Consider the following 20,925-nt stretch of genomic DNA (forward strand, 5'->3'; position numbering starts at 1 on the left):
CAATCATGCCGTGCGGCGCAGTATCAGCAGATGGCGTTGGCCTTGGCAACCGGGGACGGCCAGGGCGTGTTCGCTATCGAGTTTGAAGTCTGCCGGCAATGCTACCAGCTCATCGGCCGGATGAACGCCCTTCATTGCCAGCCAGCGCGTGTCGGCATCGCCCAGATGGCGAGTCCAGTTGGTGAAGTTCTCCATGCTGCTGAACGCTCGGGAGATGATCCCGTTAAATGGCTGAGCAGGCTGGAAAGCTTCGACACGACTGTGGATAACTTGCAGGTTATCCAGTTTGAGTTCGAGTTTGACCTGAGTCAGGAAGCGGGTTTTCTTGCCGTTGCTGTCCAGACAAGTCACTTGCGAGTCCGGATACAGGATCGCCAACGGGATCCCCGGCATGCCGCCGCCGCTGCCGACGTCGAGCCAACGACCGTTTTCGATAAACGACATCACGCTCAGACTGTCGAGCAGATGCCGCGAGACCATCTCGTCCGGGTCGCGCACTGCAGTCAGGTTGTAGGCCTGGTTCCATTTGATCAACAGGGCCAGGTAACCCAGCAGCAATTCGTGCTGGGCTGCGCTGAGATCGACACCGAGCGCGCGGGCTCCTGTGGATAACTCTTCGGCGTGTTGCGAAGTGACCTTAGAACTCAAGCGCTTTGCTCCAACTGACGGCCCGCGCCGCGTTTTTTCAAATGAATCATCAACAGCGAAATCGCTGCCGGGGTCACGCCCGGAATCCGCGAAGCCTGGCCGAGCGTCTCCGGACGCGTCGCACCGAGCTTGCTCTGGATCTCCTTGGAGAGACCGGAAATGTTGGTGTAATCGATATCCACAGGCAGTTTCGTGTCTTCACTGGCGCGCAAACGGGCGATTTCGTCCTGTTGACGGTCGATGTAACCGGCGTATTTGGTCTTGATTTCAACCTGTTCGGCGACCTGTGGATCTTCGGCGCCCTGCCCGGTCACTTCGACCAGACCAGCGTAGTCGATTTCCGGACGGCTCAAGAGGTTGAGCAAGTTGTATTCGTGAGTCAGCGGTGTGCCGAATTTTTCCGCAATCGCATCGCCCTGCTGCGTGCCCGGGCGAACCCAGGTGCCTTTCAGGCGCTGCTCTTCCAGTTCGATGTTTTCGCGCTTCTTGCAGAACGCCGCCCAACGCGCGTCATCGACCAGACCCAGTTCGCGGCCTTTTTCGGTCAGACGCAGGTCGGCGTTGTCTTCACGCAGGATCAGGCGGTACTCGGCACGGGAAGTGAACATGCGGTACGGCTCTTGGGTACCGAGGGTGATCAGGTCGTCGACCAGTACGCCGATGTACGCCTCATCGCGGCGCGGGCACCAGGCTTCTTTGCCCTTGGCGCGCAGCGCAGCGTTGGCCCCGGCGAGCAAACCTTGCGCACCGGCTTCTTCGTAACCGGTGGTGCCGTTGATTTGCCCGGCGAAGAACAGACCGCCGATGACTTTGGTTTCCAGGCTGTACTTCAGGTCGCGCGGATCGAAGTAGTCGTACTCGATCGCATAACCGGGACGCACGATGTGCGCGTTTTCCATGCCGCGAATCGATTGCACGATCTGCAATTGCACGTCGAACGGCAAGCTTGTGGATATCCCGTTCGGATACAGCTCATGGGTGGTCAGGCCTTCCGGCTCGATGAACACCTGATGGCTTTCCTTGTCGGCAAAGCGGTGGATCTTGTCTTCGATCGACGGGCAATAGCGTGGGCCGATGCCTTCGATTTCACCGGCAGCGGAATACATCGGCGAACGATCGAGGTTCGCCGCAATGATTTCGTGGGTGCGGGCGTTGGTGTGAGTAATCCAGCAACTGACCTGGCGTGGATGCTGTTCCTTGTTGCCCATGAACGACATCACCGGGATCGGCGTATCGCCTGGTTGCTCGGTCATCACCGAGAAATCCACAGACTTGCCATCAATGCGCGGTGGGGTACCGGTTTTCAGGCGACCGACACGCAGCGGCAGTTCACGCAGACGATGTGCTAGGGCAATCGATGGCGGATCACCGGCACGACCGCCGGAGAAATTCTGCAAACCGATGTGGATAAGTCCACCGAGGAACGTTCCTGTTGTCAGCACCACGGAATCGGCGAAAAAGCGCAGACCCATTTGTGTGACCACACCACGCACCTGTTCCTGCTCGACGATCAAGTCGTCAGCAGCCTGTTGAAATATCCACAGGTTCGGCTGGTTTTCCAGGATTTCGCGGACAGCGGCCTTGTACAGAATCCGATCCGCCTGGGCACGGGTTGCACGCACGGCCGGGCCTTTACGGCTGTTCAGCACACGAAACTGGATACCGCCGAGGTCGGTAGCCACGGCCATCGCGCCGCCGAGGGCATCGATTTCCTTGACCAGATGGCTTTTGCCAATGCCACCGATGGCCGGGTTGCAGCTCATGGCACCGAGGGTTTCCACGTTATGCGTCAGCAACAGGGTTTTTGCCCCCATACGTGCTGAGGCCAGTGCTGCCTCGGTACCGGCATGACCGCCGCCGATGACGATCACTTCAAAACGGGAAGGGAAATCCACCACGCACCTCGTGCCTGCTTAAGTAGGTCATTCAGGAATAGTTTGAGATCAGGTTTCTGAACCTGGTCGACAAGTATAGGGACTTCGCCCTTCCTAAAGAACCCTTTGCACAAAATTTAACCAGCTGTGGAGAACTCGAGATCAAAAGAATAAAAAAGAGAGAAATTTATAAAACCTTTGTTTTTATGTTTATTCTTACTGACCATCCTTTCTGTGGATAGATCGCTACAGGCTATATATTTCAATATGTACAGCGTTTCAAAACCCTGTGACCAGGTGCCAATGAGGCCCTTGGATAACCGCTTTAAGCCTGTGGATGAATGAGGTGGTTATCCACAGAGGCAGTTATATTCAGTTTTGGAGCCCTGTTATCAACTGCCCTCAGCGGCAGTTATTCACAGGGCTTAATCCACAGAAATCCGCTGAGTGACTGTACGACGGCCGAGGGAAATCCGCTGAGGGAGAGGGAATCTGCCCGGCACTGGAGAAAGGAATTGGAAATGAGGGTGCAGACAGGCCGCGAATGGGCCTGTCTGCTTACAGCAGAGGGCTTATTTACCGATACAGAAGCTGGAAAAGATCCGGCCGAGCAGGTCATCGGAGCTGAATGCCCCGGTGATTTCGCCCAGTGAGTGCTGTGCCTGACGCAAATCTTCGGCCAGCAGTTCACCGGCACCTGCCAGCGTCAGCTGTGCACGACCATGTTCCAGCGCTGCACTGGCGTGGCGGAGGGCCTCCAGATGGCGGCGACGGGCACTGAAGCTGCTTTCCGAGGTTTGCTCATAGCCCATGCAGGCCTTGAGGTGGTCGCGCAGCAATTCCAGACCTTCGCCGGCGGATTTGGCGCTGAGGCTGATGGTCACGTGGCCATCGTCACTGACTTCCAGGGCAATCGTCTCACCCGTCAGGTCAGCCTTGTTGCGGATCAAGGTGACTTTGGCCGGATCTGGCCGGGTTTCGAGGAATTCCGGCCACAGGGCAAACGGATCCGCCGCTTCCGGCGCAGTGGCATCGACCACCAGCAACACCCGGTCGGCTTCAGTGATCGCCTTCAGCGCTCGTTCAACACCAATCTTTTCCACTTGATCATCGGTATCGCGCAGACCGGCGGTGTCCACCACGTGCAACGGCATGCCATCAATGTGGATATGTTCGCGCAGAATGTCCCGCGTGGTACCGGCGATCTCAGTCACGATCGCGGCTTCGCGGCCAGCCAGGGCATTCAACAGGCTGGACTTGCCGGCATTCGGACGACCGGCAATCACCACGGTCATACCGTCGCGCAACAAGGCACCCTGTCCGGCTTCTCGCAGCACAGTGGATAACTCTTCACGTACCTTGTCGAGCATGCTCAACACATGGCCATCGGCAAGAAAGTCGATTTCCTCTTCCGGAAAGTCGATGGCAGCTTCCACGTAGATGCGCAGGCCGATCAGTTGTTCAGTGAGGTTATGCACACGCTGGGAAAACGCTCCCTGCAGCGAGCGCAAGGCATTGCGTGCAGCCTGTGCAGAACTGGCTTCGATCAGATCGGCAATCGCCTCGGCCTGAGCCAGGTCGAGTTTGTCGTTGAGGAACGCGCGCTCGCTGAATTCACCGGGGCGGGCCAGACGGCAACCCAGTTCCAGGCAACGCTTGAGCAACATATCCAGAACAATCGGGCCGCCGTGGCCCTGCAGTTCCAGCACGTCTTCACCGGTGAACGAGTTCGGCCCCGGGAAATACAGGGCCAGTCCTTCGTCCAGCACTTGCTGATCATCACTGAAAAACGGACCGTAATGCGCGTAACGCGGTTTCAGTTCACGGCCGCTGATGGCTTTGGCTGCGACGCTGGCCAACGGCCCGGAAATACGGACGATGCCGACACCGCCGCGACCTTGAGCGGTGGCGACAGCGGCGATGGTTTCACGAGGTGCGCTCATAAACCGGAATCCAGACAAAAGTGGCAGATAGCAAAACGCCCCACTAGGGGGCGTTTTGAGTGGTGTTATCCACAGAGTAAGTTACGCCTCGGCTTTTTTCGTCGCCGCTTCGATCTTACGCGTGATGTACCACTGTTGGGCAATCGACAGGCAGTTGTTCACAACCCAGTACAGCACCAGACCAGCCGGGAACCACAGGAAGAAGAAGGTGAAGATGATTGGCATCATTTTCATGACCTTCGCCTGCATCGGATCCGGTGGAGTCGGGTTCAGACGCTGCTGAATGAACATGGTCGCGCCCATGATGATCGGCAGGATGAAGAACGGATCCTTGATCGACAGGTCAGTGATCCACAGCATGAATGGCGCTTGGCGCATTTCCACGCTTTCCAGCAGAACCCAGTACAGCGAAAGGAAAACCGGCATCTGCACGAGGATCGGCAAGCAGCCGCCCAGCGGATTGATCTTCTCTTTCTTGTACAGCTCCATCATGGCTTGCGACATTTTCTGCCGGTCATCGCCATGTTGCTCTTTCAATGCAGCCAGTTTCGGCGCAACGGCACGCATGCGCGCCATGGATTTGTAGCTGGCGGCCGACAATGGGAAGAAGATCCCTTTGATCAGCATGGTCAGGAAGATAATAGACCAGCCCCAGTTACCCACAATCGCGTGAATGTGTTGCAGCAGCCAGAAGATCGGTTGAGCGATGAACCACAGAATGCCGTAGTCGACCGTCAGTTCCAGACCTGGGGACAACTGTTTCAGCACGGCCTGGCTTTTCGGACCGGCGTACAGAATGGCGCTGGTTTCAACTTTCGCACCCGGTGCAGCGGTCAGCGAAGGACCGGTGTAACCGATGATGTAGTTGCCTTTGCTGTCTTTACGCGTCTGAACGATGTTGTTTTCGCCTTTCGGCGCAACCCACGCAGTCACGAAGTAGTGCTGCAGCCAAGCTACCCAGCCACCGGTGACGGTTTCCTTCAGCTGACCTTTGTCCATGTCTTTCATGGACACTTTCTTGTACGGCTCGGAACTTGTCCACAGGGCAGCGCCCAGGTAAGTCGCAGTGCCGGTGGCAGTGGTCGACGAAGGGTCGGCACTGGCATCGCGCTTCAGCTGGGCGAACATCGAACCCGACCAAGGCTGAGCGCTCTGGTTATCCACAAGGTAGGTCACGGTCACGTCATACAGGCCGCGTTTCAGAGTGAAACGCTTGATGTAATTGACGCCGTCCTTGCTGAACTTCAGGTCGACAACCAGTTGATCCTGACCGTCAGCCAGTTGATAACTTTTCTTCTCCGAGGCGTAAACCGGACGACCGGCCGGGCTTGCGTCCGGACCGTTGGTGCCGATCAGGCCGCTTTGTGCCAGATAAGTACGCTCGCCGCCGTTGTCGAACAGTTGAAACGGCACATCAGGACGGTCCTGACGACGTGGATACAGTGGCAAAGTCAGTTGAGCAACGTCACCGCCCTGTGGATCGATCGCCAGATCGAGCACGTCGGTTTTGACCTGGATCAGATCCTTGCTGGCAGCGACTGGCGTTTCCACAGGTGCGCTGGTATCGCTGGCGGCACGCGGAATATCGTCACTGGCGGAAGCGTTATTGCCAGGAACGGTGTCCGGCAAACCGGATGCAGTCGTACTGGTAGCAACATTCTGAGTCGGCAGGGCAGCCTGGCCATAATCCTGGTTCCATTTAAGAACCATGACGTAGGACACGATTGCCAGGGCGACGATCAGGATCGTGCGTTTGATATCCATGATTACTCGGCCATCGAAGAAGAACGGGAGGTAGGGATAGGTGGAACCGGGTCATAACCACCGGGATTCCACGGATGACAGCGACCTAAACGACGAAAGGTCAGCCAGCCACCGCGCAGAAGGCCATGATTTTCGATGGCTTCATACGCGTAGCAAGAACAACTGGGGTAGAAACGACAGTGATTGGCCATCAAAGGACTAATGGCGTAGCGATAAAACTGGATCGGAACGAGGGCCAGTTTACGCATCTGGACTGTCTACCCCTACAGTTTCGGTTTTGACTGCTGAAACTGGCTTGTTACGGGCCAGGCGCTTCCAGAGTTTGCCGAAATGCTGAATCAATTCGGGGTTTTCTACGTCGCCCAAACCTTTGCGCGCGACGATAACGATGTCCCAGCCGACCAGAGAATCCTGGTGCAGACGGAACGATTCGCGCATCAGACGTTTGAGGCGATTGCGCTCAACGGAGAGCTTTACGCTCTTTTTCCCGATAACCAGCCCGAGACGGGGGTGATCAAGATCGTTGTTGCGCGCAAGGAGCAGGAGATTTTTCCCCGGAACCTTGCCGGTAGGGGAGTCAAAGACTGCCTTGAAATGCCGGGGGGTAAGCAGACGCTTTTCCCGACTGAAGTCCTGACTCACCTCCAGTACCGGATTATCAAACTGCCAGACGCGCACGACCTTTGGCGCGACGACGCGACAGGACAGCGCGACCGTTCTTGGTAGCCATGCGAGCACGGAAACCGTGGGTACGAGCGCGTTTGATAGTGCTTGGTTGGAAAGTACGTTTCATGTCGTGTTACCTGGTTCGTCCACAACGGGCCGGAATGGCCCCCGTTTTAAGAGACCGGGGATTCTAGAGAAAGCAAGCCCTCAGGTCAATTTCCAACCAGCGTTTCCTTATAAATAGATCTCTGGAGCTTGCGGAAGCGAAATCCTGTTTGCCAGACATAAAAATAAAGAAGGGAATTATTTAAAGCTTTTCTGTAAAGCTTGTAAAAGCTAGGGTGCCCCTCTTCTGTGGATAACCATGCTCAGCCCTTATAAAGCTTGATGTACAGAGAATGACAACTACAGTGGAAAACCGTGTTCAGCCTGTGCTGCGCTGTCGGATAACCTGTGTGTGGAATGGCCTGTTATCCACAGGCTGGTTATCCACCGAGTTCCACCCCCAGTTGTCCAGTGCCCTCAGAGGCGGTTATCCACAGAGCTTATGCACACACCGTTGGTCGCCTTTTTACCGGTTAACGCATTGATTAATCATGGTCACCACACAACCTGCATGTGGATAACTGGACGGCTCGCCGCTACAATGGCCGCTTGTTTTTGCCTCACCGGCTTTCAACTTAGGGGATATCCGTGTCAGTGGAACTTTGGCAGCAGTGCGTGGAGCTTTTGCGCGAAGAGCTGCCTGCCCAACAATTCAACACCTGGATCCGTCCACTACAGGTCGAAGCCGAAGGCGACGAGTTGCGCGTCTACGCACCGAACCGTTTTGTGCTGGACTGGGTCAACGAAAAGTACCTCGGTCGCGTCCTTGAACTGCTGGATGAGCACGGCAACGGAATGGCGCCAGCGCTTTCCTTATTAATAGGCAGCAAACGCAGCTCGGCACCGCGTGCCGCGCCTAATGCGCCGTTGGCCGCTGCGCAGGTGTCCCAGGCGCAGGCCAATACCGCGCCGGCCAGCGCGCCAGCCCCGGCTCCAAGTGCAGCCCCGGCCAAGCGCTCGACGCAGAAAACCGAGGAAGTCAGTGAAGAGCCGTCCCGCGACAGCTTTGACCCGATGGCCGGTGCGGCCTCGCAACAGGCCCCGGTTCGCGCCGAACAGCGCACGGTGCAGGTGGAAGGCGCGCTCAAGCACACCAGTTACCTGAACCGCACCTTCACCTTCGAGAATTTCGTCGAGGGCAAGTCCAACCAGCTCGCCCGCGCGGCAGCCTGGCAGGTGGCGGACAATCCCAAGCACGGTTACAACCCGCTGTTCCTGTATGGCGGCGTCGGCCTGGGTAAAACCCACTTGATGCACGCGGTGGGTAACCATCTATTAAAGAAGAACCCGAATGCCAAGGTCGTGTACCTGCATTCCGAGCGTTTCGTGGCCGACATGGTCAAGGCGCTGCAACTGAACGCGATCAACGAATTCAAGCGCTTCTACCGTTCGGTGGACGCTCTGCTGATCGACGATATTCAGTTCTTCGCCCGTAAAGAGCGTTCCCAGGAAGAGTTTTTCCACACCTTCAACGCCCTGCTTGAAGGTGGCCAGCAAGTCATTCTCACCAGTGACCGCTACCCGAAAGAAATCGAAGGCCTTGAAGAGCGCCTCAAGTCCCGCTTCGGCTGGGGCCTGACGGTTGCCGTTGAGCCGCCGGAGCTGGAAACCCGCGTGGCGATCTTGATGAAGAAGGCTGATCAGGCCAAAGTCGAGTTGCCTCACGACGCGGCGTTCTTCATTGCCCAGCGAATTCGTTCCAACGTCCGCGAGCTGGAAGGTGCGCTGAAACGCGTGATCGCTCACTCGCACTTCATGGGCCGTGACATCACCATCGAGTTGATTCGCGAATCCCTGAAGGACTTGTTGGCACTGCAGGACAAATTGGTCTCTGTGGATAACATTCAGCGCACCGTCGCCGAGTACTACAAGATCAAGATTTCCGACCTGCTGTCCAAGCGCCGTTCGCGCTCGGTGGCACGTCCGCGTCAGGTGGCCATGGCATTGTCCAAGGAACTGACCAACCACAGCCTGCCGGAAATCGGCGATGTGTTTGGTGGTCGCGACCACACGACGGTGTTGCACGCCTGCCGCAAGATCAACGAACTTAAGGAATCCGACGCGGACATCCGCGAGGACTACAAGAACCTGCTGCGTACACTGACCACTTGATGAACACCAGCGCAGCTTATTAAGGCAAGGGACTAGACCATGCATTTCACCATTCAACGCGAAGCCCTGTTGAAACCCCTGCAACTGGTCGCAGGCGTCGTCGAGCGCCGACAGACCTTGCCGGTACTGTCCAACGTGCTGTTGGTCGTCGACGGCCAGCAACTGTCGCTGACCGGTACCGACCTGGAAGTCGAGCTGGTCGGTCGCGTGCAACTCGAAGAGCCGGCCGAAACCGGTTCCATCACCGTGCCTGCGCGCAAGCTGATGGACATCTGCAAGAGCCTGCCCAATGACGCGCTGATCGACATCAAGGTCGACGAGCAGAAACTGGTCGTAAAGGCCGGCCGTAGCCGTTTCACCCTGTCGACCCTGCCGGCCAACGATTTCCCGACGGTTGAAGAAGGCCCGGGTTCGCTGACCTGCAGCCTGGAGCAGAGCAAACTGCGTCGTTTGATCGAACGCACCAGCTTCGCCATGGCCCAGCAGGACGTGCGCTACTACCTCAACGGCATGCTGCTGGAAGTCTCGGCTGGTGTGATCCGTGCTGTGGCCACCGACGGTCACCGTCTGGCGATGTGCTCGATGCAGGCCGATATCGGTCAGCCGGATCGCCACCAGGTGATCGTGCCGCGCAAAGGTATCCTCGAACTGGCGCGTCTGCTCACCGAGCCGGACGGCAACGTCAGCATCGTTCTGGGTCAGCACCACATCCGCGCCACCACCGGCGAATTCACCTTCACTTCGAAGCTGGTCGACGGCAAGTTCCCGGATTACGAGCGCGTTCTGCCGAAGGGCGGCGACAAGCTGGTATTGGGCGATCGTCAGGCACTGCGTGAAGCCTTCAGCCGTACCGCAATTCTGTCCAACGAGAAATACCGTGGTATTCGTCTGCAACTGGCTAACGGTCAGTTGAAGATCCAGGCCAACAACCCGGAGCAGGAAGAAGCGGAAGAAGAAGTGGGCGTTGAATACAACGGCGGTTCGCTGGAAATCGGCTTCAACGTGAGCTACCTGCTCGACGTGCTGGGCGTGATGACCACCGAACAGGTTCGCCTGATCCTGTCCGACTCCAACAGCAGTGCGCTGGTGCAAGAGTCCGACAATGACGACTCGGCTTATGTTGTCATGCCGATGCGTCTGTAATCAGCTGATCCTGGATGTCGTTAAGTCGTGTTTCGGTCACCGCGGTGCGCAATCTGCACCCGGTGACCTTCTCCCCCTCCCCCCGCATCAACATTCTTTACGGCGCCAACGGCAGCGGCAAAACCAGTGTTCTGGAAGCCATTCATCTGCTGGGGCTTGCCCGTTCGTTTCGTAGCACGCGGCTGTTGCCGGTCATCCAGTACGAGCAACTCGCCTGCACGGTGTTCGGTCAGGTCGAGTTGGCCGAGGGTGGCCACAGTGCGTTGGGCATATCTCGCGACCGTCAGGGTGAGTTTCAGATTCGCATCGACGGGCAGAACGCCCGCAGCGCTGCGCAATTGGCCGAGATCCTGCCACTGCAGTTGATCAACCCCGATAGCTTCCGGCTGCTCGAAGGTGCGCCGAAGATTCGCCGGCAGTTTCTGGATTGGGGTGTGTTTCATGTCGAGCCGCGTTTCATGGCGACCTGGCAGCGTTTGCAGAAGGCCTTGCGCCAGAGAAACTCCTGGCTGCGGCATGGTACACTTGACGCCGTTTCGCAAGCGGTTTGGGACAGGGAACTGTGCCAGGCCAGCGCTGAAATCGATGAATACCGCCGCGCTTACATCAAAGCCTTGAAACCAGTCTTTGAACAAACCTTGAGCGAACTGGTTGAGCTTGAAGGTTTGACGCTCAGCTATTACCGAGGCTGGGACAAGGACCGGGAATTGAGTGCCGTACTGGCTGGCTCCGTGCAACGGGACCAGCAAATGGGTCATACCCAGGCCGGACCGCAACGGGCTGATTTGCGTCTTAGATTGGGCGCACACAATGCCGCGGACATCTTGTCCCGGGGTCAGCAGAAGCTGGTGGTTTGTGCCTTGCGAATTGCCCAGGGGCATCTGGTGAGCCAGGCCCGACGCGGCCAGTGTATTTATCTGGTGGATGACTTGCCGTCCGAGCTGGACGAGAGCCACCGTCGCGCGCTGTGCCGCTTGCTGGAAGACTTACGCTGCCAGGTTTTCATCACCTGTGTAGATCACGAATTATTGAGGGAAGGCTGGCAGACGGAAACGCCAGTCGCTCTGTTCCACGTGGAACAGGGCCGTATCACCCAGACCCACGACCATCGGGAGTGAAGGCATTGAGCGAAGAAAATACGTACGACTCAACGAGCATTAAAGTGCTGAAAGGCCTGGATGCCGTACGCAAACGTCCCGGTATGTACATTGGTGACACCGACGATGGCAGCGGTCTGCACCACATGGTGTTCGAGGTGGTCGACAACTCGATCGACGAAGCCCTCGCCGGCCACTGCGACGACATCAGCATCATCATCCACCCGGATGAGTCCATCACCGTCAAAGACAACGGCCGTGGCATCCCGGTAGACGTGCACAAAGAGGAAGGCGTTTCCGCCGCCGAGGTCATCATGACCGTCCTCCACGCTGGCGGTAAGTTCGACGATAACTCCTACAAGGTCTCCGGCGGTCTGCACGGTGTAGGTGTGTCGGTCGTGAACGCCCTTTCCGAAGAGCTGGTACTGACCGTACGCCGCAGCGGCAAGATCTGGGAACAGACCTACGTTCACGGCGTGCCTCAGGCACCGATGGCGATCGTTGGCGACAGCGAAACCACCGGCACCCAGATCCACTTCAAGGCGTCCAGCGAAACCTTCAAGAACATTCACTTCAGCTGGGACATCCTGGCCAAGCGCATTCGTGAACTGTCCTTCCTCAACTCCGGTGTCGGCATCGTCCTCAAGGATGAGCGCAGCGGCAAGGAAGAGCTGTTCAAGTACGAAGGCGGCCTGCGTGCGTTCGTTGAATACCTGAACACCAACAAGACTGCGGTCAATCAGGTGTTCCACTTCAACATCCAGCGTGAAGACGGCATTGGCGTGGAAATCGCTCTGCAGTGGAACGACAGCTTCAACGAGAACCTGTTGTGCTTCACCAACAATATTCCACAGCGCGATGGCGGTACTCACCTGGTGGGTTTCCGTTCCGCACTGACGCGTAACCTGAACAACTACATCGAGCAGGAAGGTCTGGCGAAGAAGCACAAAGTCGCCACCACCGGTGACGATGCCCGTGAAGGCCTGACCGCGATCATCTCGGTGAAAGTGCCGGATCCGAAGTTCAGCTCGCAAACCAAAGACAAGCTGGTGTCTTCCGAAGTGAAGACCGCGGTCGAGCAGGAGATGGGCAAGTACTTCTCCGACTTCCTGCTGGAAAACCCTAACGAAGCCAAGCTGGTCGTCGGCAAGATGATCGACGCGGCGCGTGCCCGTGAAGCGGCGCGCAAGGCCCGTGAGATGACCCGCCGCAAAGGCGCGCTGGACATCGCCGGCCTGCCGGGCAAGCTCGCTGACTGCCAGGAAAAAGACCCGGCGCTGTCCGAACTGTACCTCGTGGAAGGTGACTCCGCGGGCGGCTCTGCCAAGCAGGGACGTAACCGCAAGACCCAGGCGATCCTGCCGCTGAAGGGCAAGATCCTCAACGTCGAGAAAGCACGCTTCGACAAGATGATCTCGTCCCAGGAAGTGGGCACCCTGATCACCGCACTGGGCTGCGGCATCGGTCGCGAAGAGTACAACATCGACAAGCTGCGCTATCACAACATCATCATCATGACCGATGCTGACGTCGACGGTTCGCACATCCGTACCCTGCTGCTGACTTTCTTCTTCCGTCAGTTGCCGGAGCTGATCGAGCGCGGTTACATCTACATCGCCCAGCCGCCGCTGTACAAGGTCAAGAAAGGCAAGCAAGAGCAATACATCAAAGACGACGACGCCATGGAAGAGTACATGACGCAGTCGGCCCTGGAAGATGCAAGCCTGCACCTGAACGAAGAGGCCCCGGGCATTTCCGGTGAAGCGCTCGAGCGTCTGGTGAACGACTTCCGCATGGTGATGAAAACCCTCAAGCGTCTGTCGCGCCTGTACCCGCAGGAGCTGACCGAGCACTTCATCTACCTGCCGGCCGTGAGCCTGGAAATGCTCGGCGACCACGCCAAGATGCAAGACTGGCTGGCCCAGTACGAAGTGCGTCTACGCACCGTCGAGAAGTCGGGCCTGGTCTACAAGGCCAGCCTGCGTGAAGACCGTGAACGTGGCGTGTGGCTGCCGGAGGTCGAGCTGATCTCCCACGGTCTGTCGAACTACGTCACCTTCAACCGCGACTTTTTCGGCAGCAACGACTACAAGACCGTCGTCACCCTCGGCGCTCAACTGAGCACCCTGCTCGACGAAGGCGCGTACATCCAGCGCGGCGAGCGCAAGAAAGCGGTCACCGAGTTCAAGGAAGCCCTCGACTGGCTGATGGCCGAAAGCACCAAGCGCCACACCATCCAGCGCTACAAAGGTCTGGGCGAAATGAACCCGGATCAGCTGTGGGAAACCACCATGGACCCAAGCGTGCGCCGCATGCTGAAAGTCACCATCGAAGACGCCATTGGCGCAGACCAGATCTTCAACACCCTGATGGGTGATGCGGTCGAACCTCGCCGTGACTTCATCGAAAGCAATGCGTTGGCGGTATCCAACCTGGATTTCTGATCCCGGTTGGCGTCAAACAAAAAGGCCAACGCTCATGCGTTGGCCTTTTTATTGGCCGATCAAAAGATCGTCCGAACGCGGTCCGATCTTTTGATTTTTACTCGGATGCAACCGTCACACTCTCCAACCGATACCCATACCCATAAATCGTCAGCAACTGCCAACCTCGATCTGCCGTCAGCCCCAGCTTGTTGCGCAGGCGATAGATGTGCGTATCCAGCGGCCGTGATGACGCGACTTCTTCATGCGGCCAGAAGCGTTCGTACAGATACTCCCGCGATAACGGCCGACCCAGGTTACTGAACAGGCACCGCGCCAGGCGGTACTCACGTTCGGTCATGACGACTGACTTTCCCTCGCGGGTGACACTCAGTTCGGCATCGTCGAAGGTCAGGTCATAGAAGGTCAGGACTTCGCCAGCACTGCTGCGTGGCTGGCTGTGCCGGCGCAGGACGGCGGCGACTCGGGCTTTCAGCTCGTTGGGGCGGAAAGGCTTGCTGACGTAATCGTCGGCACCGGCGTTCAGCGCCTGGACGATATCGCTTTCGCCGTCGCGGCTGGTCAGCATGATCGCGGCGGGCGGCGACTCCATGTGTTCGCGGGTCCAGCGCAGCAGCGCCAGGCCAGTGATGTCGGGCAGTTGCCAGTCGAGGATCAGCAAGTCGAAGGTGTCCCGACGCAACTGGCGCAACAGGTCCTCACCCCGTTCAAAGCTGTGCAGCGACCAAGGCTGCTCTCCCACTGCAGCCATCTGCTGCAGGGTTTGCTCGACCCGACGCAGTTCGGCGGGTTCATCATCCAGTATCGCAACGCGCATACGCGTGGGTTCCTTGTTGCTTGGGCAGTGGCCGGCCACGTTAACGGCTCGGCCTGAGCAATAAAAGTAAGCCGTTCACCATCGGTCGACGTCCGCTATGATTCTTCGGATCTACATCCTCAGACCTGTGGCCCATGAAACCATTCACTGTCCCCTGCCCTGTTTGTCATGATTAGCCCGCGTCGGCGTGAAAGCCGCGAGCCGAGTCAGGTTCAGCGCCTGTTTCGGCGATTGGTGCGTGAGTGGTTGTGGATAAGTCTAGTGCTGTTGCCGCTGACTGCCCTGTTGTCGTATCGCGCGCAGATTAATCTGCACGATGCGTCACCGGTTTGGAGCGCGTTGCTTTCGGCGGGATGGGTGGCGGTTGTCCTCGGTTTGCTGCCGTGGCGTCCGCGCTGGGCGATCTGGGTAACGCTGGGTGGGGTGGCGGGTGTGTTGCTCACCAGCGCCGCACTAGCGGAAGTTCGTCACTGGTGGTCACCGACGCCGGCAGCGCTCGGCATATTGTTCGGCTACCTGGTCTGGAACTGGCGGCGCCTGAGCGTGGTGCTGACGTACTTTGGCTGGGAGCTGGCACGGCTGGACCGCGAGCCGAAAGTATTCCCGGAACGGCGCCGCGCGCAATTCACCAGCGCTGACCAGCTGCAGGGCCAGATCATGGCGCTGGAGCAAGCCATGAGCCGCACGCGCGATACCCGGCGCTTCATTGCCGACGGTCTGGAGTACCTGCCGGTGGCGACGCTGATCAGCGATCCCAAGGGGCAGATTCTGCTCGGCAATCGCAAGGCGCGGGTATTGTTTGATCACCCGCTGGTTGGCGACGACGTCCTCGAGCAACTGGCCCGCCTCGGTTATCCGGAGTTGTCCACAGAACCGCGTCCGGCGCTTTCCACCCTGGCGCTGCTGGAGTTTCGCGATCACAAGGAACGCAGCTTGCGTCTGGAACGGGCGGCTTTGCTGCCGGTGGATGGCGATACCCCCATCGGCTGGCTGCTGAGCCTCACCGACCTGAGTGCCGAACGCGCCGCCGAAGAGCAGCGTGGGGTCTTGTTGCGGTTTCTTTCCCACGACCTGCGCGCCCCACATTCAGCGATTTTGGCCCTGCTCGATGTGCATCGCCATCAAGCCGGAGCGGACTCACCGCTGTTCGAACAGATCGAGCGCCAGGTACGCCGCGCGTTGGAATTGACCGATGGTTTCGTGTTGCTGGCCCGTGCGGAATCCGAGGCTTACCAGTTTCAACCCAGTCTGTTCGCGATGCTGGTGCTGGACGTGCTGGATCAGGCGCTGCCCATTGCTCAGCAGAAAAGCATCAAACTGTTGCACGCGATGGATGAGCAATCCCAGGAACGCCTGATCAGCGCGGATCAAGGCCTGTTGACCCGGGCCTTGTTCAACCTGTTGGAAAACGCCATCAAGTACAGCCCGCCAGGCGCCACGATTCAGTTGAGCGTCAGTTGCCAAGGCGAGTGGCTGTGCTGTGAATTGACTGATCAGGGCAAAGGCATTGCCGCCGAGGAACTGCCGGATCTGTTCACTCAATACCGACGATTTTCATCGGCGCAGGGAATTGATGGTATCGGTCTGGGGCTGTCGATGGTCAAGGCAGTGATTGATCATCATGGCGGTCGCATCGAGTGCCATAGCATCGTCGATCAAGGCACTACGTTCCGGCTGCAGCTACCGTTGATGGCCGAGTGAACAGGCACAAAAAAACCGGCTATATCAGCCGGTTTCTTTACTTCCGAAAAAAACTTATGCACCTTTTATGGTGTTTTATGAGCTTGAGAAATATATAAGTAAATCAATAAGTTAATTTCATATTCAGGCTTTTTCTACAAAACCGTACACAGGTTATCCACAAATTTCAGACAGCTACCTGATCATTCGCGGCAGGTGCCTGCGGCGCCGGTGGCAGCGAACCCATTTCGCGCTGAGTCTGTTCATTCCAGGCCTGTACCCGGTCGTTCAGATCGGCAATGGCGCGAGGTCCAGTGCCTTCGGCGTACATCGGCTGACCGATGACCACGGTGATCACACCCGGCGTCTTGCCCCAGCCGATTTTTGGCCAGAACTTGCCGGCATTGTGTGCAATCGGCAGGACCGGAAGCGCCGCATTCACCGCCAAGGCGCTGCCACTGCGCGAGAACTTGCCAATAGTGCCGTGGGGAACGCGGGTGCCTTCCGGAAAGATCAATACCCAGACGTTGTCCTTGAGCAGCTCATCGCCTTTGGCTGCGACTTGCTTGAGTGCGGCTTTCGGGTTGTCGCGGTCAATCGCGATCGGCCGCAGCATGGCCATGGCCCAGCCGAAGAACGGCACGTACAGCAATTCACGCTTGAGCACCTGGCTCAAGGGCGAGAAATAAGCGGAGAGAAAGAACGTCTCCCAGGTGCTCTGGTGGTTCGACTGAATCACGCAGGGCCGATCCGGCACGTTTTCCGCACCTTTGATCTCGTAACGAATGCCGAGAAACACCTTGGTCAACCACAAGGCGCAACGGCACCAGTACACGTTGATAAAACGATAACGCGCCTTGAACGGCAGAAAGGGCGCGATAAAAAAGCTCAGGCTGCACCACAGCAAGGCAGTGGTGCCCAGCAGCAGGTAAAAGAGAAAAATTCTGATGGCCTGCAGTATCGACATGGCGACGTTTACCGTTACGGGCGATGCCCGACTGTTCAAGCGCACTCCCGATCAATCCCTGGTCAGGAACTTCAGAAGCACTCTAGTTGTGGATAAGTTCTGCGGCAATCGCCGCCAGATCGTCAAAAATCAGGGTGCCGACCGGAAGGGTCTTGCCCAGAGTTTTTTCGCCTTTCCCGGTCTTTACCAAAACGGGCTGTGAATCGACGGCTTTGGCGGCCTCCAGGTCACCAAGGCTGTCGCCGACGAACCAGACATTCGTCAGCGCCACGTTGTAATGCGCCGCGATGGTTTGCAACATCCCCGGCTTCGGCTTGCGGCAATCGCAACCCTCGTCCGGACCATGCGGGCAGTACACGATCAGCCCGACTTCACCGCCCTGCTCTGCCACGAGCGTGCGCAGGCGCGCGTGCATGGCGTCGAGGGTGGCAAGGTCGTAATAGCCGCGAGCAATGCCCGACTGGTTGGTGGCCACCGCCACCGTCCAGCCGGCCTTGCTCAACTGCGCAATCGCCTCGATCGAGCCGGGCAGTGGAATCCACTCCTCCACCGACTTGATGTAAGCGTCGGAGTCGTAATTGATCACTCCGTCCCGATCGAGAATCAGCAGTTTCAACAGCAGTCCCTCAACCCAGCAGCGAAATGTCGGCAACCCCGAGGAACAGGCCACGCAGACGCGCCAGCAGCGCGTAGCGGTTGGCCCGGACCTTGGCGTCTTCGGCATTGACCATGACGGCATCGAAGAACGCATCCACCGGCTCGCGCAATGCCGCCAGACGCGCCAGCGATTCGTTGTACTGACGCGCTGCGGCCATTGGCTGCACTGCCTGATCCGCTTGCTGGATCGCCGAATACAGCGAGAACTCGTTGGCGTTGTCGAAGTATTTGGCCTCGACCACGGTCGGCACCGAGCCTTCAACCTTGCTCAACAGGTTCGATACACGCTTGTTGACCGCCGCCAGCGCTGCCGCTTCCGGCAGTTTGCGGAAGGCCTGAACCGCTTGCACACGCTGGTCGAAGTCCAGCGCCGAACCTGGCTTCAGGGCACGGACCGACAGGTAAGTGGCGACATCGACGCCTTCGTCTTCATAACGCGCCCGCAGACGGTCGAAGATGAACTCCAGCACCGAATCGGCCAGGCCGGCAGCCTTGACCTTGGCGCCGAACGCAGTCACGGCGAAGGCCACGGCGTCGTTCAAGTCCAGATCCAGTTGTTTCTCGATCAGGATGCGCAGCACACCCAGCGCCGCACGGCGCAGGGCATACGGGTCTTTGCTGCCGGTCGGCAACATGCCGATGCCGAAGATGCCGACCAGGGTGTCTAGCTTGTCGGCGATGGCCACTGCCGCACCGGTCAGGGTCGCCGGCAGTTCAGCACCGGCACCGCGTGGCATGTACTGCTCGTTCAGCGCCAGTGCGACGTCTTCCGGCTCGCCGTCATTGAGCGCGTAGTAGTAACCGGCGACACCTTGCATCTCCGGGAACTCGCCGACCATTTCGGTGGCCAGGTCGCACTTCGACAGCAGGCCGGCACGGGCCGCCCACGAAGCGTTGCCGCCGATGCGCGCGGCAATGTATGCCGCCAGTTTCGAAACGCGCTCGGCCTTGTCGTAGACGCTGCCGAGTTTTTCCTGGAACACCACGTTCTGCAGGCGCAGGTTGAAATCTTCGAGTTTCTGCTTCTTGTCTTGCTTGAAGAAGAACTCGGCGTCGGTCAGACGTGGGCGCACCACTTTCTCGTTACCGGCGATGATCTGCTGCGGGTCTTTGGATTCGATGTTCGCCACGGTGATGAAACGCGGCAGCAACTTGCCCTCGGCATCCAGCAGGCAGAAGTACTTCTGGTTGTCCTGCATGGTGGTGATCAGTGCTTCCTGCGGCACGTCGAGGAAACGTTCCTCGAACGAGCACACCAGCGGCACCGGCCATTCAACCAGCGCGGTCACTTCGTCGAGCAGCGCCGGCGGCACGATTGCCGTGCCTTCCTGACGGGTCGCCAGTTCTTCGGTACGCTTGCTGATGATCTCGCGACGCTCGTTGGCGTCGGCCAATACATAAGCAGCACGCAGGTCGGCCAGGTAGCTCGACGGCGAACCGATGCGCACGTTTTGTGGATGGTGGAAACGGTGACCACGGGAGTCGCGGCCCGCTTTCTGCGCAAGGATGGTGCAGTCGATGACCTGGTCACCGAGCAGCATCACCAGCCACTGGGTCGGACGCACGAACTCTTCCTTGCGCGCTCCCCAACGCATGCGTTTCGGGATCGGCAGGTCGTTCAGCGAATCTTCGACGATGGTCGGCAGCAGGCTCGCGGTCGGCTTGCCGGCGATGTTCTGGCTGTAGCGCAGTTTCGGACCGCTCTGGTCGATTTCGCTCAGCTCGACGCCGCACTTCTTGGCGAAGCCCAGGGCGGCCTGAGTCGGGTTGCCTTCAGCGTCGAAAGCGGCCTGACGTGGCGGGCCGTCGAGGTTGATGCTGCGATCCGGCTGCTGGGTGGCCAGTGCCGTGATCAGCACGGCCAGGCGACGCGGCGCGGCGTAGACGGTTTTGCTTTCGTAGCTCAGGCCGGCAGCTTGCAGGCCCTTGTCGATACCGGCGAGGAACGCTTCAGCCAGGGTGTTCAGGGCTTTTGGCGGCAGTTCTTCGGTGCCCAGTTCAACCAGAAAATCTTGAGCACTCATTGTGCAGCCTCCAGCTTGGCCAGTACTTCGTCACGCAGGTCCGGGGTCGCCATCGGGAAGCCCAGCTTGGCGCGCGCCAGCAGGTAGGCTTGCGCAACGGAACGCGCCAGGGTGCGAACGCGCAGAATATATTGCTGACGCGCGGTCACCGAGATCGCCCGGCGCGCATCCAGCAGGTTGAAGGTGTGCGAGGCCTTCAGGACCATTTCGTAGCTTGGCAACGGCAGCGGCTGGTCGAGTTCGATCAGGCGCTTGGCTTCGCTTTCATAGAAGTCGAACAGTTCGAACAGTTTGTCGACGTTGGCGTGTTCGAAGTTGTAGGTGGACTGCTCCACTTCGTTCTGGTGGAACACGTCGCCGTAGGTCACTTTGCCGAACGGACCGTCAGCCCAGACCAGGTCGTAGACCGAATCCACGCCCTGCAGGTACATGGCCAGACGTTCCAGACCGTAAGTGATCTCGCCGGTCACCGGGTAGCACTCGATGCCGCCAGCCTGCTGGAAGTAAGTGAACTGAGTCACTTCCATGCCGTTGAGCCAGACTTCCCAGCCCAGACCCCAGGCGCCGAGGGTCGGCGATTCCCAGTTGTCTTCGACGAAGCGAATGTCGTGGACCAGCGGGTCCAGGCCGACATGCTTGAGCGAGCCCAGGTACAGTTCCTGGAAATTGTCCGGGTTCGGCTTCAGGACCACCTGGAACTGATAGTAGTGCTGCAGACGGTTCGGGTTTTCCCCGTAGCGGCCGTCAGTCGGACGGCGGCTTGGCTGCACGTACGCGGCGTTCCAGGTTTCCGGGCCGATGGCGCGCAGGAAGGTCGCGGTGTGGAAAGTGCCGGCGCCTACTTCCATATCGTAGGGCTGAAGTACCACACAACCTTGCTCGGCCCAGTATTGCTGGAGCGCGAGGATCAAGTCTTGGAAGGTACGCACGGCTGGCGTAGGCTGGCTCACGAAATTCACCTGTTTCTTGGGCTGCGATTTAAAG

At 58.5% G+C, this 20,925-nt stretch carries 17 protein-coding genes; 5 read left to right on the plus strand and 12 right to left on the minus strand.

Going from position 1 to position 20,925, the window contains the following annotated elements; all coding sequences use genetic code 11:
* Positions 1 to 3: 3 nt before the first annotated feature.
* From rsmG to rpmH, 7 genes are all read right to left on the minus strand, one after another.
* Positions 4 to 648, minus strand: coding sequence for a 16S rRNA (guanine(527)-N(7))-methyltransferase RsmG (gene rsmG, locus ACTJKS_RS04535; RefSeq protein ID WP_108184346.1), 645 nt, complete (start codon positions 646 to 648; stop codon positions 4 to 6).
* On the minus strand, positions 645 to 2,543 hold the full coding sequence (gene mnmG / locus ACTJKS_RS04540; RefSeq protein ID WP_108184347.1) for a tRNA uridine-5-carboxymethylaminomethyl(34) synthesis enzyme MnmG: 1,899 nt from the start codon (positions 2,541 to 2,543) through the stop codon (positions 645 to 647). Before mnmG ends, rsmG begins: the two co-directional genes overlap by 4 nt.
* 551 nt (positions 2,544 to 3,094) lie before the next feature.
* Entirely contained in the window at positions 3,095 to 4,465 is a 1,371-nt protein-coding gene (gene mnmE / locus ACTJKS_RS04545) for a tRNA uridine-5-carboxymethylaminomethyl(34) synthesis GTPase MnmE (RefSeq protein WP_108184348.1), read from the minus strand.
* Positions 4,466 to 4,546: 81 nt separating this feature from the next.
* Entirely contained in the window at positions 4,547 to 6,229 is a 1,683-nt protein-coding gene (gene yidC / locus ACTJKS_RS04550) for a membrane protein insertase YidC (protein ID WP_108184349.1), read from the minus strand.
* A 2-nt stretch (positions 6,230 to 6,231) separates the two neighbouring features.
* Positions 6,232 to 6,477: a membrane protein insertion efficiency factor YidD gene (yidD, locus tag ACTJKS_RS04555; protein ID WP_080921994.1), complete on the minus strand. Its 246-nt coding sequence runs from the start codon at positions 6,475 to 6,477 to the stop codon at positions 6,232 to 6,234.
* Complete coding sequence (gene rnpA, locus ACTJKS_RS04560; protein ID WP_218191430.1) at positions 6,470 to 6,871, minus strand: ribonuclease P protein component; 402 nt, start codon at positions 6,869 to 6,871, stop codon at positions 6,470 to 6,472. The genes yidD and rnpA overlap by 8 nt, the downstream gene beginning before the upstream one ends.
* 16 nt (positions 6,872 to 6,887) lie before the next feature.
* Entirely contained in the window at positions 6,888 to 7,022 is a 135-nt protein-coding gene (rpmH, locus tag ACTJKS_RS04565) for a 50S ribosomal protein L34 (protein ID WP_003213577.1), read from the minus strand.
* Positions 7,023 to 7,588: 566 nt separating this feature from the next.
* Between rpmH and dnaA the strand changes: the two genes are divergently transcribed.
* The 4 genes from dnaA to gyrB are packed head-to-tail and all read left to right on the plus strand — an operon-like array spanning position 7,589 to position 13,796.
* Positions 7,589 to 9,112 (plus strand): chromosomal replication initiator protein DnaA, encoded by a 1,524-nt coding sequence (dnaA, locus tag ACTJKS_RS04570; RefSeq protein WP_041073598.1) that lies wholly within the window; start codon positions 7,589 to 7,591, stop codon positions 9,110 to 9,112.
* A 39-nt stretch (positions 9,113 to 9,151) separates the two neighbouring features.
* Positions 9,152 to 10,255, plus strand: coding sequence for a DNA polymerase III subunit beta (dnaN, locus tag ACTJKS_RS04575; RefSeq protein WP_003220202.1), 1,104 nt, complete (start codon positions 9,152 to 9,154; stop codon positions 10,253 to 10,255).
* Between the two features lie 14 nt (positions 10,256 to 10,269).
* Positions 10,270 to 11,373 carry a DNA replication/repair protein RecF gene (gene recF / locus ACTJKS_RS04580; protein ID WP_003220208.1) on the plus strand — a complete coding sequence of 368 codons (1,104 nt, stop codon included), beginning with the start codon at positions 10,270 to 10,272 and terminating at the stop codon, positions 11,371 to 11,373.
* Between the two features lie 5 nt (positions 11,374 to 11,378).
* Positions 11,379 to 13,796, plus strand: a complete 2,418-nt coding sequence (gene gyrB / locus ACTJKS_RS04585; RefSeq protein WP_007960764.1) for a DNA topoisomerase (ATP-hydrolyzing) subunit B — start codon at positions 11,379 to 11,381, stop codon at positions 13,794 to 13,796.
* Between the two features lie 97 nt (positions 13,797 to 13,893).
* On the opposite strand, the gene ACTJKS_RS04590 is transcribed toward gyrB, so the two are convergent.
* Positions 13,894 to 14,613: a response regulator transcription factor gene (locus tag ACTJKS_RS04590; protein ID WP_108181231.1), complete on the minus strand. Its 720-nt coding sequence runs from the start codon at positions 14,611 to 14,613 to the stop codon at positions 13,894 to 13,896.
* A 168-nt stretch (positions 14,614 to 14,781) separates the two neighbouring features.
* On the opposite strand from ACTJKS_RS04590, the gene ACTJKS_RS04595 reads away from it, so the two are divergent.
* A complete protein-coding gene (locus ACTJKS_RS04595) occupies positions 14,782 to 16,314 on the plus strand; it encodes a sensor histidine kinase (RefSeq protein ID WP_108181232.1) in 1,533 nt (510 codons plus the stop codon).
* Between the two features lie 166 nt (positions 16,315 to 16,480).
* On the opposite strand, the gene ACTJKS_RS04600 is transcribed toward ACTJKS_RS04595, so the two are convergent.
* The 4 genes from ACTJKS_RS04600 to glyQ form a co-directional block, all read right to left on the minus strand.
* Positions 16,481 to 17,260 carry a lysophospholipid acyltransferase family protein gene (locus ACTJKS_RS04600; protein ID WP_108181233.1) on the minus strand — a complete coding sequence of 260 codons (780 nt, stop codon included), beginning with the start codon at positions 17,258 to 17,260 and terminating at the stop codon, positions 16,481 to 16,483.
* 82 nt (positions 17,261 to 17,342) lie between these two features.
* On the minus strand, positions 17,343 to 17,882 hold the full coding sequence (gmhB, locus tag ACTJKS_RS04605) for a D-glycero-beta-D-manno-heptose 1,7-bisphosphate 7-phosphatase (protein ID WP_177325594.1): 540 nt from the start codon (positions 17,880 to 17,882) through the stop codon (positions 17,343 to 17,345).
* Positions 17,883 to 17,886: 4 nt separating this feature from the next.
* On the minus strand, positions 17,887 to 19,941 hold the full coding sequence (gene glyS, locus ACTJKS_RS04610; RefSeq protein ID WP_108181234.1) for a glycine--tRNA ligase subunit beta: 2,055 nt from the start codon (positions 19,939 to 19,941) through the stop codon (positions 17,887 to 17,889).
* Positions 19,938 to 20,891 (minus strand): glycine--tRNA ligase subunit alpha, encoded by a 954-nt coding sequence (gene glyQ, locus ACTJKS_RS04615; protein WP_003187265.1) that lies wholly within the window; start codon positions 20,889 to 20,891, stop codon positions 19,938 to 19,940. The genes glyS and glyQ overlap by 4 nt, the downstream gene beginning before the upstream one ends.
* Between the last annotated feature and the right edge of the window lie 34 nt (positions 20,892 to 20,925).

The organism is Pseudomonas sp. 22189 (assembly GCF_052045635.1).
Lineage (GTDB): Bacteria > Pseudomonadota > Gammaproteobacteria > Pseudomonadales > Pseudomonadaceae > Aquipseudomonas > Aquipseudomonas parakoreensis.